The organism is Actinoplanes sp. NPDC089786 (genome assembly GCF_040684855.1).
In the GTDB taxonomy this organism is placed as follows: domain Bacteria; phylum Actinomycetota; class Actinomycetes; order Mycobacteriales; family Micromonosporaceae; genus Actinoplanes.
This window is the reverse complement of the sequence record NZ_JBFBGU010000002.1, coordinates 436,099-450,022: the sequence shown is the minus strand read 5'-3', so window position 1 is coordinate 450,022 and position 13,924 is coordinate 436,099. Positions and strand designations below refer to the sequence as shown.

The 13,924-nt window shown below is 72.3% G+C and carries 14 protein-coding genes; 7 read left to right on the top strand and 7 right to left on the bottom strand.

The window, feature by feature from the left end; all coding sequences use genetic code 11:
- From AB0O15_RS12880 to AB0O15_RS12870, 3 genes are all read left to right on the top strand, one after another.
- Positions 1-681, top strand: coding sequence for an SDR family oxidoreductase (locus tag AB0O15_RS12880; RefSeq protein WP_364318134.1), 681 nt, complete (start codon positions 1-3; stop codon positions 679-681).
- Positions 678-1,592, top strand: coding sequence for a glycosyltransferase family 9 protein (locus tag AB0O15_RS12875; protein ID WP_364317829.1), 915 nt, complete (start codon positions 678-680; stop codon positions 1,590-1,592). Before AB0O15_RS12880 ends, AB0O15_RS12875 begins: the two co-directional genes overlap by 4 nt.
- 141 nt (positions 1,593-1,733) lie before the next feature.
- Entirely contained in the window at positions 1,734-2,774 is a 1,041-nt protein-coding gene (locus AB0O15_RS12870; RefSeq protein WP_364317827.1) for a hypothetical protein, read from the top strand.
- A gap of 147 nt (positions 2,775-2,921) precedes the next feature.
- Here the strand turns inward: AB0O15_RS12870 and AB0O15_RS12865 are convergent, their stop codons facing one another.
- A complete protein-coding gene (locus AB0O15_RS12865; RefSeq protein ID WP_364317825.1) occupies positions 2,922-3,155 on the bottom strand; it encodes a zinc ribbon domain-containing protein in 234 nt (77 codons plus the stop codon).
- A gap of 57 nt (positions 3,156-3,212) precedes the next feature.
- Here AB0O15_RS12865 and AB0O15_RS12860 point away from each other — a divergent pair, with 57 nt between their 5' ends.
- Both AB0O15_RS12860 and AB0O15_RS12855 read left to right on the top strand, forming a co-directional pair.
- Positions 3,213-3,833 carry an ElyC/SanA/YdcF family protein gene (locus AB0O15_RS12860; RefSeq protein ID WP_364317823.1) on the top strand — a complete coding sequence of 207 codons (621 nt, stop codon included), beginning with the start codon at positions 3,213-3,215 and terminating at the stop codon, positions 3,831-3,833.
- Between the two features lie 79 nt (positions 3,834-3,912).
- On the top strand, positions 3,913-4,653 hold the full coding sequence (locus AB0O15_RS12855) for a glycosyltransferase family 2 protein (protein WP_364317821.1): 741 nt from the start codon (positions 3,913-3,915) through the stop codon (positions 4,651-4,653).
- 107 nt (positions 4,654-4,760) lie between these two features.
- Here the strand turns inward: AB0O15_RS12855 and AB0O15_RS12850 are convergent, their stop codons facing one another.
- The gene (locus tag AB0O15_RS12850) at positions 4,761-7,733 is read right to left on the bottom strand and encodes an EAL domain-containing protein (RefSeq protein ID WP_364317819.1); all 2,973 of its coding nucleotides are present in this window, start codon (positions 7,731-7,733) and stop codon (positions 4,761-4,763) included.
- A 156-nt stretch (positions 7,734-7,889) separates the two neighbouring features.
- Here AB0O15_RS12850 and AB0O15_RS12845 point away from each other — a divergent pair, with 156 nt between their 5' ends.
- A complete protein-coding gene (locus tag AB0O15_RS12845) occupies positions 7,890-9,494 on the top strand; it encodes a chitinase (RefSeq protein ID WP_364317818.1) in 1,605 nt (534 codons plus the stop codon).
- 12 nt (positions 9,495-9,506) lie between these two features.
- Here the strand turns inward: AB0O15_RS12845 and AB0O15_RS12840 are convergent, their stop codons facing one another.
- From AB0O15_RS12840 to AB0O15_RS12825, 4 genes are all read right to left on the bottom strand, one after another.
- Complete coding sequence (locus AB0O15_RS12840; protein ID WP_364317816.1) at positions 9,507-10,427, bottom strand: hypothetical protein; 921 nt, start codon at positions 10,425-10,427, stop codon at positions 9,507-9,509.
- A gap of 21 nt (positions 10,428-10,448) precedes the next feature.
- Complete coding sequence (locus AB0O15_RS12835; protein ID WP_364317814.1) at positions 10,449-10,796, bottom strand: hypothetical protein; 348 nt, start codon at positions 10,794-10,796, stop codon at positions 10,449-10,451.
- Positions 10,796-11,410 carry a YbaB/EbfC family nucleoid-associated protein gene (locus tag AB0O15_RS12830; RefSeq protein WP_364317812.1) on the bottom strand — a complete coding sequence of 205 codons (615 nt, stop codon included), beginning with the start codon at positions 11,408-11,410 and terminating at the stop codon, positions 10,796-10,798. Before AB0O15_RS12830 ends, AB0O15_RS12835 begins: the two co-directional genes overlap by 1 nt.
- Before the next feature lie 68 nt (positions 11,411-11,478).
- Positions 11,479-11,643, bottom strand: a complete 165-nt coding sequence (locus AB0O15_RS12825) for a hypothetical protein (protein WP_364317810.1) — start codon at positions 11,641-11,643, stop codon at positions 11,479-11,481.
- Between the two features lie 38 nt (positions 11,644-11,681).
- On the opposite strand from AB0O15_RS12825, the gene AB0O15_RS12820 reads away from it, so the two are divergent.
- Complete coding sequence (locus AB0O15_RS12820) at positions 11,682-12,122, top strand: SRPBCC family protein (RefSeq protein WP_364317809.1); 441 nt, start codon at positions 11,682-11,684, stop codon at positions 12,120-12,122.
- Positions 12,123-12,433: 311 nt separating this feature from the next.
- Here the strand turns inward: AB0O15_RS12820 and AB0O15_RS12815 are convergent, their stop codons facing one another.
- Positions 12,434-13,861: a GGDEF domain-containing protein gene (locus tag AB0O15_RS12815; protein ID WP_364317808.1), complete on the bottom strand. Its 1,428-nt coding sequence runs from the start codon at positions 13,859-13,861 to the stop codon at positions 12,434-12,436.
- Positions 13,862-13,924: the final 63 nt, after the last annotated feature.

Genomic DNA, 13,924 nt, shown 5'->3' with positions numbered 1-13,924 from the left:
ATGGACGCAGTGATCGTCACCGGCGGCTCCAGCGGCCTGGGCGCCGCCGTGGTCGACGCGGTGCTGAAGGAGGGCGGCCGGCCGTACGTGCTGGACCGGCGGAAGCCGGCCGTGGACGTCCCCTGGATCGAGTGCGACCTGGGGAACACGCGGGCCGCCGAGGCCGCCACCGGCCAGGCGATCGAGCAGGCCGGCGGGCGGATCGACGGCGTGGTCACGGCGGCGGGCATGGACGTGCCCGGCGCGCTCGGCGACATCCCCGGCGAGACCTGGGACCAGATCGTCGCGATCAACCTGCTCGGCACGGCCGCGGTGGTGCGGGCGGCGCTGCCCGCGCTGAAGGAGTCGCACGGCGGCGTCGTCACGGTCGCCTCCACGCTGGGCGTCAAGGCGGTCGGCGACGCCACGGCGTACTGCGCGGCGAAGTTCGGCGTGGTCGGCTTCACCCGGTCGCTCTCGGCGGAACTCGCCGGGCAGGTGAACGTCACGCTGGTCATTCCGGGCGGCATGCGTACGCGCTTCTTCGACGAGCGCGAGGACCGGTACAAGCCCGGCCCCGACGCGATCCTCAACGACCCGGCGAACGTGGCCGCGGCCATCCTGTTCGCGCTGCGGCAGCCGCCCGGCTGTGCCGTACGCGAACTCGTCATCGCGGCCGAGACGGAGACCTCGTACCCGTGATCCTCGCCCTCCGGGCCCTGGGCGTCGGCGATCTGGCCACCGGCGTCCCCGCCCTGCGTGGCCTGCGGCGCGCCTTCCCGGACGAGCCGCTGGCGCTGGCCGCGCCGGCCTGGCTGACGCCGCTGATCGACCTGATCGGCGGCGTCACCCGGGTCGTGCCGGTGAACGGCCTGGACCAGCCGGTCGACTGGCCGGTGCGGCCGCGGATCGCGGTCAACCTGCACGGTCGCGGCCCCGAGTCGCACCGCCTGCTGCGAACCGCTGCCCCCGGGGAACTGTGGGCGTTCGAGGCCGATGGCGGTCCTCAGTGGAATGACGAGGAGCACGAGGTCGCCCGCTGGTGCCGATTGTTGCGTCATCACGGGGTGCCGGCCGACCCGTCGGACCTGGGGCTCGCGACGCCGGAGGCCGAGGTCCCCGCCGGTGTCACGATCATCCACCCCGGGGCGAAGTCGCCTTCCCGCCGGTGGCCGGTTGGTCGCTACGCCGCGGTCGCGCGTCACTTCGCCGCCGACGGGCACCGTGTGCTGGTGACCGGCTCGGCGGCCGAGCGCGGTCTGGCCCTGCGGGTGGCCTCGCTGGCCGGTCTCGGGGCAGCGGCCGTGCCGGCGACCGGTCTCGCCGAGCTGGCCGCCCTGGTCGCCCGGGCCCGCCTGGTGGTCAGCGGTGACACCGGTGTCGCGCATCTCGCCTCGGCGTACCGGACGCCCTCGGTGACCCTCTTCGGCCCGATGTCGCCCGCCCGCTGGGGCCCGCCGCAACGCCCGTGGCACCGCCCGATCTGGCACGGCACCCGCAGCGAGCCGGGCGACGCGCCCGGCCCCGAGGTGCATCCCGCCCTGCTGGCCATCGAGGTCGGCGAGGTCCTCGCGGCCGCTGACGTGGTGAGTGGTTGCAGCTTCCGGACATGAGGGCGTTCCGGGCGGCGGCACGGCAGCCTCGCGGGCGCGGACTACCGTGCTGCTGTTCGCCAGCGAGTGCGACGGCTGGGCCAAGCAGCCCTGACCATAGTCCGGTTGACGTTATATCTCGTCGCCCGTACGGTGTGCCGCGTGCTTTCCTCTACGATGCTTCTGGCCGCCTATCCGGCCCGCCTGCGCCGCCGCCACGGGGCCGAGCTGCTCACCACGCTGGCCGAGATGACCGACGGCCGTCCGACCCGGGCCGATCGCCTCCGCCTGGTCGTCGACGGCGTGCGCGAACGCTTCCGGCTCCCCGTCCGGTGGCCGCTCGGCGCCCTCGTCGCCGCGTTCGTCATGCTGGCCGGCGGCGCCGTCGGCCTGGCCGTGGGCTCCTTCGCCGGCGAGCAGGCCCACCCGGCCCTGCCGGCCCCGGCCCCGCTGGTCCCCCAGATCCTGGGCGCCTCGGCCCGCCCCGACGTGCTCGAAGGCGACCGCTTCTCGCTGGCTATCACCGAACGCCTGGGCACCGCGACCCCGATCGAGCCGGAAGTGTGGGCGATCCACCAGCGCCTGGCCGCCGCGGGCTGGGATGTCACCGCGATCGACCAGCACCGCGACCTCGACCAGTGGGGCTTCTGGGCCCAGTCCGGCGACCTCCGCGTCTCGGTCGAGGGCTACCCCGACGAGAATCATTCGGTGGCGGTCCTGGGCTACCCGGTCCGCCCCGCCTCGTACCTCCCGCTGGTCCTGGGCGGCCTGCTCGTCGGCCTGATCGCCGGCTGGCCGGTCGGCGCCGCCCTGGCCCACCGCCTGGCCGCGACCCGGCACCTCGTGCCCGCGCTCGTGGTGGCCGCGCTCGGCGCCGTCCTGGCCGTGGTGCCGGTCGGTCGTCTCTACCAGGGCCTGGTCCTGTTCCTGACCGACGACGACGGCTTCGGGGTGGGCGCCCTGGTGCACAACGCGCTCGCCTGGATGCCGTGGCCGCTGCGCGACACCAGCCAGTTCCCGGACAGTCCCTGGCCCGGCGTGCGGACGCTGCTGCTCGGGCTGGCGCTGATCGCCCTGGCGGCGACGGTGGCCTTGCGCCCGCGGCCCGGCGAGGCCGAGACGGCGACGGCGACAGCGGCCGGCGGAGGTCTGAGCCAAGAGCCAGGCCCCGGCGAGGCCGGGCCGGCGACGGCAGTGGGCTGAGGTCTGAGGTCTGAGCCAAGAGAGCCTCAGCCCGCGCCGGCGACGGTGGTGGGCTGAGGCCTGTTCAGGCCAGCAGCGAAGCACGGTGGTGGGCTGAGGCCCTGTGCGGGCGAGCAGCGAAGCGCGGTTGGTGGGCTGAGGCCCTGTTCAGGCGAGCAGCGAAGCCACGTGACGGTCGTCGAGGTGGCGGGCCGCGCCACAGTGGGTGCACTCGCGGAAATAGGTCGGGCGCTTCACCGGGAACAGCGGGATGAAGAAGAGCGAGAACTTCGTGGTCCGCTTGACCAGGCCCTGCGCCGCGGTGTGGCCGCAGACGTCGCAGAGCATGGTGCGGACGCCCAGGCGGTGGTCGGAGGTGCGGAGACCGAAGATGAGGAACATGGTTCCACGGTAGGCCGCCCGGCAAAGGGCTGCCCGGGTTGGTGTTCATCACGGTCGATGAGGTTGTATCGGCTGGTGGCGTCGGCGGGGGTTCTGCTGGTGTTCGGGCGCGGGGTGGTCCGGACGGGTGACGGCTGGGCGCTGACCGCGAGCGGGGCCGCGCGGGTGGCCGCGGCCGTGGAATACGTCATGGAGCACGCGTCGGCGCGCCCCACGGTCGTCTTCACGGGGGGCTGGCCCGAGGCCAGTGAGGGCGCCGCCGCGCCGCCCGCCGGAGCGCGCGAGGGCGACCTGATGCTGCGCGCCGCGCTGGCCTCGGGGCTCGGTGATCGGGCCGACCTGCACGCCGAGACGCGCTCCCGGAGCACCCTGGAGAACCTGCTGCACACGGCGCGGGACGGGCTGCTGGGCGAGCGGCCGTTCGGTCCGGCGTACCCCCTGGGTCTGGTCTCGCACGCCTGGCATCTGCCGCGCGTGCGCTTCCTGGTCGGCAAGGTGCTCGGGCTGCGCGGGGACGCCCTGGTCGACGTGCCGGCGGTGGGTGGCGAGGAGGCCGGCGACCGGGGTCTGCTGCTGGCCGCCCGGCTCGGCTTCCTGGGCGCCCGGCGCGGCGACACGCTGCTGCGCCGCGAGCGCCGGATGGTGGCCCTGACCAGGCGAATGGCGCGGGGGAGATAACCGGCCGAACGGGTGAGATGGGGCACGTGAGGCGGCGGCCCCGTTTCGGGTACGAAGGCGGCAGGGTACGAAAGGCGGCATGAGCGAGCAGGCATGGCCGATGGTCCTGATTCCCGTGCATCGGCCGGGGGAGCGGCTGACCGCCCTCCTCGATGATCTGCTGGCGGACGGGCCGGCGCCCGAAGATGTGCTCATCGTCGATGACGGCAGCGGCCCCTCGGCCGACAAACTGCTGGCCGATGTACGTGAGCGCGGCTGCACCGTGCTCCGCTCCCCGGTCAACCGCGGCAAAGGCGCGGCCCTGAAAACCGGCTTCCGCGCGGTGGCTGAAGGCCGCGTGGCTGAAGGCCGCGTGGTCGAAGGCCGGGTGGCCGACGGACGTGACGTGGTGACCGCGGATGGCGACGGCCAACATCGGGCTGCCGACATCGGGGCGGTGGCCGCGCGGGCCGGGCGGGGAAGTGTGGTGCTCGGCGCGCGGCCGTTCGGGCGGATGCCGCTGCGCAGCCGGCTCGGCAACGTCGTCACCGATCTGCTCTTCCGGGGCGTCACCGGGCGCGCCGTCGCGGACACCCAGACGGGGCTGCGGGCGTACCCGGCTGATCTTCTCGGCACTTTGCTGAAAGTGCCGGGTGAGCGTTTCGAGTACGAGATGAATGTGCTGCTGACCGTGGTCGCGGCCGGGCGGCGGATCGAGGAGGTCCCGATCCCGGCGACGTATCTGGACGGCAACGCCGGTTCGCATTTCGGCCGGATCAGCGACTCCGCCCGCGTTCTGGGCACGCTCGTGCGGCACGCCGCTTCCTCCGGCCTGAGGTGAAGCTTCCTCCGGCCTGAGGTGAAGCGCGGCGCCGGCTTCAGACCGACACCGCCAAGGTCGCGCACGCTGAGTGTGCCGGGCCGGCTCGGGGCCGGCCCGGCACCGGGTCAGCGGGCGGTGGCGTCGGCCAGGGCGCGCTCGATCGGGACCGGGCGGCCCAGGTAGAAGCCCTGCCCCAAGGGGACGCCGCACTCGGCGAGCGCGTCGCGTTGCTGCTCGGACTCGATGCCCTCGGCGATGACCGTGCAGTCGTGTTCGCCGGCGAACGCGACCAGGGCCCGGATCGACGCCCGGCGAGCGCCCTCCTTCTCGACGCCGGCCAGGGCGGCCCGGTTCAGCTTGAGGAAGCCGGGCTTCAGCGACTCCATCCGGGCCAGGCTGTCGTAGCCGGCGCCGGCGTCGTCGACCGCGATGCGTACGCCGTCGGGCAGCTCCGCCAACTCCGAAGCGTCGGCCTCGGCCACCTCCAGGACCAGGGGCCGGGAGCTCTCGGCCAGCAGGGGCGCCAGTTCGCGCGGGCGGCGGAGCAGGTCGGCCGAGATGTTGACCGACAGCCACACCCCCTCGGGCAGGGCGTCCGCGCTGGCCAGGGCGGCCCGGACCAGGGCGGCGTCGAGGTCGATGCCGCGGCCGGCCAGTTGCGCCGCCTCCAGCCCGCGTTCGGGGCTGCTGCCGTCGGCGAACCGGGTCAGCGCCTCGTACCCGACGATGTCACCGGTGGCAAGGTCGGAGATCGGCTGGAACACCGTGAAGAAGTTGAACTCCTCGAACGAGCTCGACCGGGAGGCCGCGGCCGGCGTGGCCCGGCGGGCGCCGGACTGGGCGGAGCGCACGGCCACCTGGCCGGCCGAGCCGCGGTCGCCGCGGTAGTGCAGCACCGAGGCCCAGTCGCCGATCGCGCCGTTGGGCGCCGTCGTGCGCTGCTCGGCCAGCGGGACCGGCGTCTTCTTCTTCTTTTTCTGAGAAACCGGCTTGTAGAGCCACGAACGCAGGTGGGTCAGCAGGTCGACGATGGTGTTGCCGACGCCGACGAACGCCACCATCGCGTACGTGGACAGCACCAGGTTGAGGCCGGCGAAGACCAGGTTGTCCCACTGGCCGAGCTGCACGTCGCGGACGACCGTGTAGGCGCAGAGGGCGACCAGAACGAGTGGGGCGAGCAGGTAGCTGGTCGCGGCCGTCGTCCGGTTCCGCACCTTGGGCGTACGTTTGAACGCGCTCTTCTCGCCGGTCAGCAGTTGCAGGATGGACGCGAAGCTGCCGCTGAGGTTGACCGGCAACAGGATCAGGTTGAAGCCGTAGATGCGTAGCACGTCGGACCGCTTGTAGCCGATGGCCTTCAGGTCGGCGCTCATCATCAGGAAGTACGGCACCGACACCAGCAGCAGGATCGGGTTGAGCAGGTCGGCGTTGAACGGGTACGCGAGCATGACGACCAGGCACACGGAGCTCCAGAAGATGGAGGCCATGTAGTTCACCCGCAGGAACAGCTCGCCGAACCGCACCTTGGCGTGGGTCCGGAGCTGGTCGCGCAGCCGGGAGAGGATCAGCAGGCCGCCGTTGGCCCAGCGCTGCCGCTGGATGGCCAGCGAGCCGAAGTCCGGCGGGGTGGCGCTGTAGGCCAGCCGCTCCGGGTAGTTGAACAGCGTCCAGCCGTTGACCCGCAGATCGATGGTGGACTCGGTGTCCTCGATGACGGTCCGGTCCTGGATGTAGCGCCGGATCTCCCAGTCGCCCTCGTAGGCGACCTCGCAGATGTCGTCCAGGGCCTTCTTGCGGATGACCGCGTTGGCGCCCACCCAGAACGTGGCGTCGTAGTGGGTCATGCCCTGGTGGACGATGTGCTGGATGTCGGTGGTGGCGCCGGAGATGCGCTCGATCCGCGACGCCGAGCCGGGGTACGCGCTGTACGGCGTCTGTGCCACCGCGACCTTCTCGTGCGCGCCCTGTTCGAGCAGGTGCACCAGGCGCAGCGCGTACTCGGGCAGCAGCACGCTGTCCGCGTCCAGGGTCAGCACGTAGTCGGGGTCGGGGATGGTCAGCTCGCCCCGGCCGGGCGCGGCCGGCACCAGGGCGACGCCGAGCGGGGTGGCCACCTCCTGGAAGCCGCCGCCCATCAGGCCGATGTAGCTGTTCAGGTTCATCGCCTTGTTCGGCTCGCTGGACAGCGAGACGTACCGCTTGCGCTCGAAGCTGGTCACGGTGGCGTCGAAGGTGGCGAGCAGCCGCTTGTACAGCTGCGCCAGCCGCTCGACGGGCAGCGCGGTCCGGTCGTCGGCGCCGTCCTCCAGCGCCTCGGCGATCCGGCCCAGGTCCTCGGCCAGCGCGTTGACGATGTGCTCGACGAAGAACGTGTCGGTGTGGTCGACCATCTCCTGGCGGCGGCCCAGCCCGAAGAGCCAGCCGGCGGCGAACCGGTACTCGTCGGCCAGCTCGCGCATGTCGTCGACCGCGGCGATCCGTTCGTCGCGCTCGTCGAGGGACTGCTTGAACCTTTCGTACGCGCCGCTCACCCGCCCGAACGGCACGGCCAGCTCGGCCTCGATGGCGCCGGGCAGCGCGCGGGCGGCCACGAGCAGGTCGCGGGCGTTTCGCGTCTTCGGCTCGTGCGGGTCGTCGATGAGCAGCGTCACCCGCAGGCCCGGGTACTCCTGCAGGGCCGCGGTGAGCAGCGTGGTCCGGATGACCCGCTCGTCCTCCTGGTACGAGGGCACGAGCACGGTCATCGACGGCGTCTCGCCGGCCAGGAAGTTGTCCAGCACGATCCGTGGCGCCCGGTGGTGTGAGCGGCTGCGGTAGAAGAAGCCGATCCGGGTGATCAGGTACGCCGTGGCCGACGCGGCCAGGCCGGTGACGACGACCATGTACACGATCGCCTCGATGACCAGCCGCGCGCTGCTGGCGTGGCCGGCGATGAACTGCTGGATGATGGTGTTGATGATGTAGGCGGCCCAGACCGTGATGGTCAGCACGATCGCGAGCCGGCCGCGGGCGATGCGCCCCTCGGTGACGGGTGGCGGAACGAGCGGGTGCGGGGCGGAGCGCTTGTCGGCGCCCCATTGGCGCGGGGTGCGCTGCATCAGTCGTCCTTCGTCGCGGGGGGAGGTCGCCTTCCCATCGGCGGCGTACAGGCGAGTCTTGAAGGTTTTCGCGGTCGAAGATCCTTCAGTCCGGGTACGGGCTGCCGATCCTTCTGCTCAGGGCCACCCCCGCCCAGCCCCGTGTGAAGGAGAGCCATGCCGACCAACGGCGCCACCCTGCCGTCCACGCGCCCGGACCCGCTCGCCGACCCCGGCTGGCAGGAACCCGAGGTTCCGGCGGAGCGGCTGTCCTGGTTGCGGCTCAGTTTCCTGATCCTGATGGTGGCCGCGCTGGGCGGCGGTGGCACGCTCGCCGTGCTGCACTTCCGGGACACCGCCGGCCCGACCGCGAAGTCGTGGGCCGTCCCGTACGTGGACGTCACGCTGACGCCGACCTTCGAGTTCCAGGACCCGGACGTGAACCCGGCCCAGGACGTGGCGCTGGCCTTCGTGGTGGCCGACCCCAAGGACGGGTGCGCCCCCAGCTGGGGTGGCGCCTACACGATGGATGAGGCGGCGGCGTCCCTGGAGCTGGACCGCCGGATCAGCCAGCTGCGCGCCGGCGGCGGCAACATCATCCTCAGCCTGGGCGGGCTGACCAACAGCGAGCTGGCGGTGGCCTGCACCGATCAGGCGAAGCTGACCGACGCCTACCGGCAGCTGATCCGCCGCTACGACCTGGACACGCTCGACCTGGACGTCGAGGGCACCGCGGTGGCCGACCAGGCGTCGCTGACCCGGCGGGCCAAGGCGCTGGCCACCCTGCAGGCCGAGCGGGCGGCGGCCGGCAAGCCGCTGACCGTCTGGCTGACCCTGCCGGTGAGCCCGGACGGGCTGACCGCGGACGGGCTCGGCGCGGTGCGTACGACGCTGGGGGGTGGCGTCTCGCTGCGCGGCGTCAACGTGATGACCATGGACTACGGCTCGGCCAAGGGCACCGCCCCGGACATGCTGGAGCTCGGCACCCAGGCCCTGGAGGCCACCCACAAGCAGCTCACCGACCTCTACCTGCGGCTCGGCGTGCAGCTCACGTCCCCGCAGGTGTGGTCGCGGATCGGCGCCACGCCGATGATCGGCCAGAACGACGTGGACGCCGAGCGGTTCACCGTCGCCGACGCGCAGGGCCTGGCCCGGTTCGCCGTCGACAACGGCCTGGGCCGGGTGTCGATGTGGTCGCTGAACCGCGACGCCAAGTGCCGCGGCACCTTCACCAACGTCGTGGTGCACTCGAACACCTGCAGCGGCGTCGACCAGGACGCGCTGGCCTTCTCCCGGGTGTTCGCCGGCCTGCCCGGCAGCGCGGTCGGCACCTCGGCCCGCGACGCCGTCGAGATCCCCGACTCCGAGCCGGTGGCCGACGACCCGGAGACCAGCCCGTACCCGGTCTGGCGCCTCACCGCGCAGTACGTGAACGGTTACAAGGTGGTCTGGCACGGCGTGGTCTACGAGGCCAAGTGGACCAACCAGGGCAGCGACCCGTCCGAGGCCGGCGACTCGGCCACGCCGACACCGTGGACGGTCATCGGCCCGGTCAGCCCGACCGAGAAGGCGCCGGTGCCGACCCCGACCGTGACCGGCGTGAGTGAGGCCTGGGACTCGGAGAAGGTGTACGCCCACGGCGACCGTGTCCGGGTCGGCGACCTGCCGTACGAGGCCCGCTGGTCCACCAAGGGCGACGCGCCGTCGACCGACTTCCCCACCAACCCGGACGACCCGTGGAAGCCGCTGTTCGACGTGCCGGGCGAGCCGGTCGTGAAGTAGCCCGGGACACGGTCACCAGAACAGGTGCACGTTGTCCTCGCCCACGACGCGGATCGCGGTCGCGATGACCTCCGGTCCCAGCTGAGAGTTGTCGAGCCACACCTCGGCCCGCACACCCTGCTCGGCGGCGCGCCTCTGCATGAGGGCGAGTTGATTCGCCCATTTCTCCAGGTCCTTGGCCTTGGAGTTGCCGCCGACCGAGATGAAGTTGCCGTTCGGGCCGATGACGTCGACGTCAGTGACCTGCTGTTTGGTGTTCCCGTCCTGGTAGAGGAGGAGCCCCTGGCCGCCCGGCTCGGCCAGCACCGTGCCGCCGACCAGCTCCGCCACCGCCCGCTCGCGGTCGGCGCCCTTCGCGTCCTGGTCGTCGTTGAACTCCGGGAGCGCCCACTCCGGCAGGACACCGGTGAGGCCCCCGAGGGGCGCGCGGTCGATGACCGGCAGCGCCCGGGCCGGCGGCCCGCCCGCGCCCCTCGACGCGATCTGCGCGGCGACGCGGTCGAGCAGCTCGTTGATGATGGCGGCCATGTCCTCGACGAACTTCTGGGCCGTGCTCGCCGGGGCGAACAACTTGATCATCGCGTAGGGGAACTCGTTGACGTCGATGCTGTCGCTGATCTGGTCCTTGGCCCAGTAGACCGCGTAGGCGTACATCGCCGCGTACTCGCCCATGAAGGCCATGTCCTGGCCGGACCGGAGGGCCGCCGCGCGTACACCGTCGATCGTCCCCTTGTAATACCGGCCGACCTCATCGACCCAGGCCTGGGTGAGCCCGTCGTCGGCCGGAGCGCCGGCCGCCTGGAACGCGGCGGCGGCGTTCTTCCACGCGTTCGCTCCCTCCTCGACCATGTTCTCGTTGCTCACCGGCCACTCGGTGAACGGCCGGACATCCGTCCACAGCCCACTCCAGTCGATCGGCTGGGGAACCGGCATGGAGCGCTCCTCTCCGCCTCGTCACCGAGGACGCGCACCGGCGTTCGCTCCGCGCACGGCACTCATCGCGGCCTGAGCCGCGTCCTCCGCCTCCCGCGCCAGCCGGGCACTGTCGCGACCCACATCCGAGCGTTCCCGGAACCGTCGCGGAATCGACTCGCCGTCTCGGAGCAGGCGCCCCTCGCGATGCGAGTAGCCGCTGTAGAAGGCGTTGGCCAGCCGATCGTCACCGCGTGGTCCGACCGCCTCCCGCATCATCTCGATCGCACCGCGGTTGGCCTCCCACGCGTCGGACGCCTCCTGGCCGGCCTGGGCGACGTTGTTGGCGCCGGTGTAGACGTCGGCGGGGACGATGTTCCAGCCGGCCATCAGCGGCTCACCTTCTCCGCGGCGTCCCGCGCGGTGCTCACGATGGCGCCGGCCAGCCGGCGGGAGTCGCTGGGCCGGAAGACCCGGTCGTCCAGGGTCAGGCCGATCAACTCGCCGCGTCCACCGGCCGTGGCCGTGACCAGGCCGTCCGGCGAGGTTGCGGTCGCCGACGCCGAGCGGAGCCGGTCGCGTTCCCCGATCAGCGTCTCCCGGTAGGACGCGTAGTCGGGGCGTGCGGCCGCCGGCATGCCGTTCATCGGCGGCGATTGGGGCGGCCGGGCGAGGCAGCGGTCCAGCTCGGCCAGGGGCGGGTCGAACATCACGTCGACCGGCTCGCCCCGGCGGCGCCCGGTGAGCGGCCGGACCAGCTCGCCGGCCTCGGCCGCGGCGCGTCTTCCGGCTTCGCCGGCGGTGTGTACGACCTCGCGGGCGAGAGCGGCGCCGTCCGCCCGGCGCAGGACGTTCGGGTCCAGGCGCACGTCCCGCAGGTCGCCGCGCGCACCCACGACGACCCGGACCAGCCCGTCCGCCGACGTGACGGTGATGAGCATCTGCTCCAGGTCGCGGTGGATGGCGATCATCCGGTCGCGGCGCGCGGCGTCCGAGGCTCTCATGACCGCGAGTGTGCCGCGCCCGGCGGCCCCGCGCCGGCCGGATGTCACCAAGCGGCCAGCATGATCGGTCAGTAGAAGATCGGGCCGGGCGCGCCGCCACCGACCACCACCGGGTCGCCGTTCATGGCGACCGCCCGTACCCCTTCCGCCTCGAGTGACCGCGCCACCTGGAACCCGATCCCGCGGCTGCCACTGGTGACGAGCGCGCGCTTCCCGCTGAGCTGTAGGTCCATGTGTGCATGATCGCCCCGGGGGCGGGTACGCGACCATCGTGTCCATCACCACGCGCACGATCAACGCACGTCCCGAACGGGTGTTCGCCGTGCTGGCGGACGGCTGGACGTACAGCGACTGGGTGGTCGGGACCACCCACATCCGCGACGTCGACGCCGCCTGGCCGAAACAGGGGTCCCAGCTGCACCACAAGGCCGGCCCGTGGCCGGTGTCGCTGCACGACACGTCGACGGTGATCGCCGTGACACCGGAGTCATCGCTGACCCTCCGGGCCGGGCTGTGGCCGCTGGGTGAGGCCGAGGTGCGGATCACGCTGGAGCCTCTCGGCCCGGAGCGGACCCGCGTGGTCATGCGCGAGGAGTTCAAGGCCGGCCCGTTGCTGGGCCTGCGCAACAAGATCAACGACGTGGTCCTGCACCGCCGCAACGTCGAGGCCCTGCGCCGGCTGGCCGACCTGGCCGAGCGACGGGACAGCTAGCCGCCCCACCGGCCGGTACTCTTCCCCGTCTATGCGATGGGGAATGGTGACGGCGCTGGCCGCCGGGTTGATGACGCTGTCCTCGTGCACGTCCACCCCACCACCTGCCCGGCCCCGGCGCCCTCAGCCCCCTCGCCCTCGGTGTCGGCCGCGCCTCCGCCGCCCGGGCTGCTCCTCGCCGCCGCCCCGCTGTGGAGCCGGGAGTCGAGGTCAGGCGTTCCAGGTGCTCCGGGTAGCGAACCCGGACTTGGTGGCGACCACGACCTGGTCGCGGACCGGTTCGAGGGCGCGCCAGGCCATCGCGGGCGGGGTCACCTGGTGGTGGTGAAGCTGACGTCGGCCAGGTGGGGATCGGAGCTGACCGTGGTCCGGTTGCGGCCCTCGCGTTTGGCCGTGTAAAGGGCGGCGTCGGCGCGGGCCACCAGCTGGTCGGCGGTCTCGACGCCGGTCCACTGGGCCATGCCGGCCGAGAAGGCCTGGCCGTTCGGGGTGACCTCGCGCAGACGCTCCATGATCCCGTCGACCTCGGTCAGGCGGCAGCCGAGGATCAGGCCGAACTCCTCGCCGCCGTACCGGGCCACCAGGTCCTCGGACCGCAGCTGCCCGCGCCAGGCCACCGCCGCGCCGCGCAGGAGCTGGTCGCCGGCCTGGTGGCCGTGCTCGTCGTTGTACCGCTTGAAGTGGTCCAGGTCGATCAGCCCGACCAGCAGGGTGCGGCCCTGGCGGCGGGCGCCGGCCAGCCGCCGGTTCAGCTCGATGTCCCAGGCCCGGCGGTTGGGGATGCCGGTGAGGCCGTCGATGTAGGCCATCGCCTCGAGCTGGGTGGCCTGGTCCTGCACCGTGCGCACGAGCTCGACCATCCGGGCGATGACCAGCGCGAACACGACGACGCAGCAGATCGAGGCGGCCAGCCAGTCGACCCGGCCGCCGCTCGCCAGCCCGTCGACGACCAGCAGCACGGGGCTGATCAGGCAGCCCGAGCCGATCAGCAGCACCCGGGCCCGGGTGGCCTCTCCGGTGGCGATCGGGGTGCCGGTGCCGAAGGTGGCCATCGAGGGGTGCAGCGCGGCCCCGCCGAGCAGCAGGGTGGCCAGCACGAACAGGGGAGCGGTGCTGTCGCTGTGGATGCCGTGGCTGTTCTGCCACACCCACATGATGTGGCCGGCGGCCAGCGCCAGCAGGGACGCGGTGAGCTGCCAGAACGCGGCGCCGCGCCGGGCCGACGAGGTGAAGAACCGGATGAACGCGGCCAGAACCATCAGATCGGCCAGCGGGTACGCCATGGTCACCAGCCGGGTCACCGGTGGCATGCCGCCGAGGTGGACCAGATCCTGCAGGAACAGCAGCCACACGCCGAGGCCGAGCCCGACCGTGACGATCAGCGTGTCCAGGATGCCGGCCCGGTCGTGCCGCCAGGACAGGCCGCGGATCAGCATCATCAGGCCGGCCGCCAGCAGCGGATATTTGAGCAGCCAGAAAAGGTCGGACAGCGACGGGTACGGTACGAAGCCGTGCTGGATGTTCCAGGTCAGGACCAGGTTGCCCGCCAGGTCGGCCAGCGCCGAGCCGGCCAGCAGGAGGAACGGCGGCTTCCTCGAGACGGTGAGGACGGCGGCACAGGTGAGCACCGAGACGCTGGCCGTTACCACCGTGGCGAAGAGCGAGTCCTGGGGTACGAAGGCGCGTGTGGCCGTGAGCGCGACGGAGAGCGCGCACCAGCCGAGCCAGAGGTAGGTCACCTTTCTCTGATCGGCAGGACTCCCCGAAGCCGTAACCGGTTGCCAGAGATTGTCTGACGATCA

What these genes read in the sequence shown, in the direction of transcription:
- AB0O15_RS12880 (WP_364318134.1), top strand. Translation starts at nt 1, where the DNA reads ATGGACGCAGTGATCGTCACCGGCGGCTCCAGCGGCCTGGGCGCCGCC.
- AB0O15_RS12865 (WP_364317825.1), bottom strand. Translation starts at nt 3,155, where the DNA reads ATGTTCCTCATCTTCGGTCTCCGCACCTCCGACCACCGCCTGGGCGTC.
- AB0O15_RS12860 (WP_364317823.1), top strand. Translation starts at nt 3,213, where the DNA reads ATGAGGTTGTATCGGCTGGTGGCGTCGGCGGGGGTTCTGCTGGTGTTC.
- AB0O15_RS12855 (WP_364317821.1), top strand. Translation starts at nt 3,913, where the DNA reads ATGAGCGAGCAGGCATGGCCGATGGTCCTGATTCCCGTGCATCGGCCG.
- AB0O15_RS12850 (WP_364317819.1), bottom strand. Translation starts at nt 7,733, where the DNA reads ATGCAGCGCACCCCGCGCCAATGGGGCGCCGACAAGCGCTCCGCCCCG.
- AB0O15_RS12845 (WP_364317818.1), top strand. Translation starts at nt 7,890, where the DNA reads ATGCCGACCAACGGCGCCACCCTGCCGTCCACGCGCCCGGACCCGCTC.
- AB0O15_RS12840 (WP_364317816.1), bottom strand. Translation starts at nt 10,427, where the DNA reads ATGCCGGTTCCCCAGCCGATCGACTGGAGTGGGCTGTGGACGGATGTC.
- AB0O15_RS12835 (WP_364317814.1), bottom strand. Translation starts at nt 10,796, where the DNA reads ATGGCCGGCTGGAACATCGTCCCCGCCGACGTCTACACCGGCGCCAAC.
- AB0O15_RS12830 (WP_364317812.1), bottom strand. Translation starts at nt 11,410, where the DNA reads ATGAGAGCCTCGGACGCCGCGCGCCGCGACCGGATGATCGCCATCCAC.
- AB0O15_RS12825 (WP_364317810.1), bottom strand. Translation starts at nt 11,643, where the DNA reads ATGGACCTACAGCTCAGCGGGAAGCGCGCGCTCGTCACCAGTGGCAGC.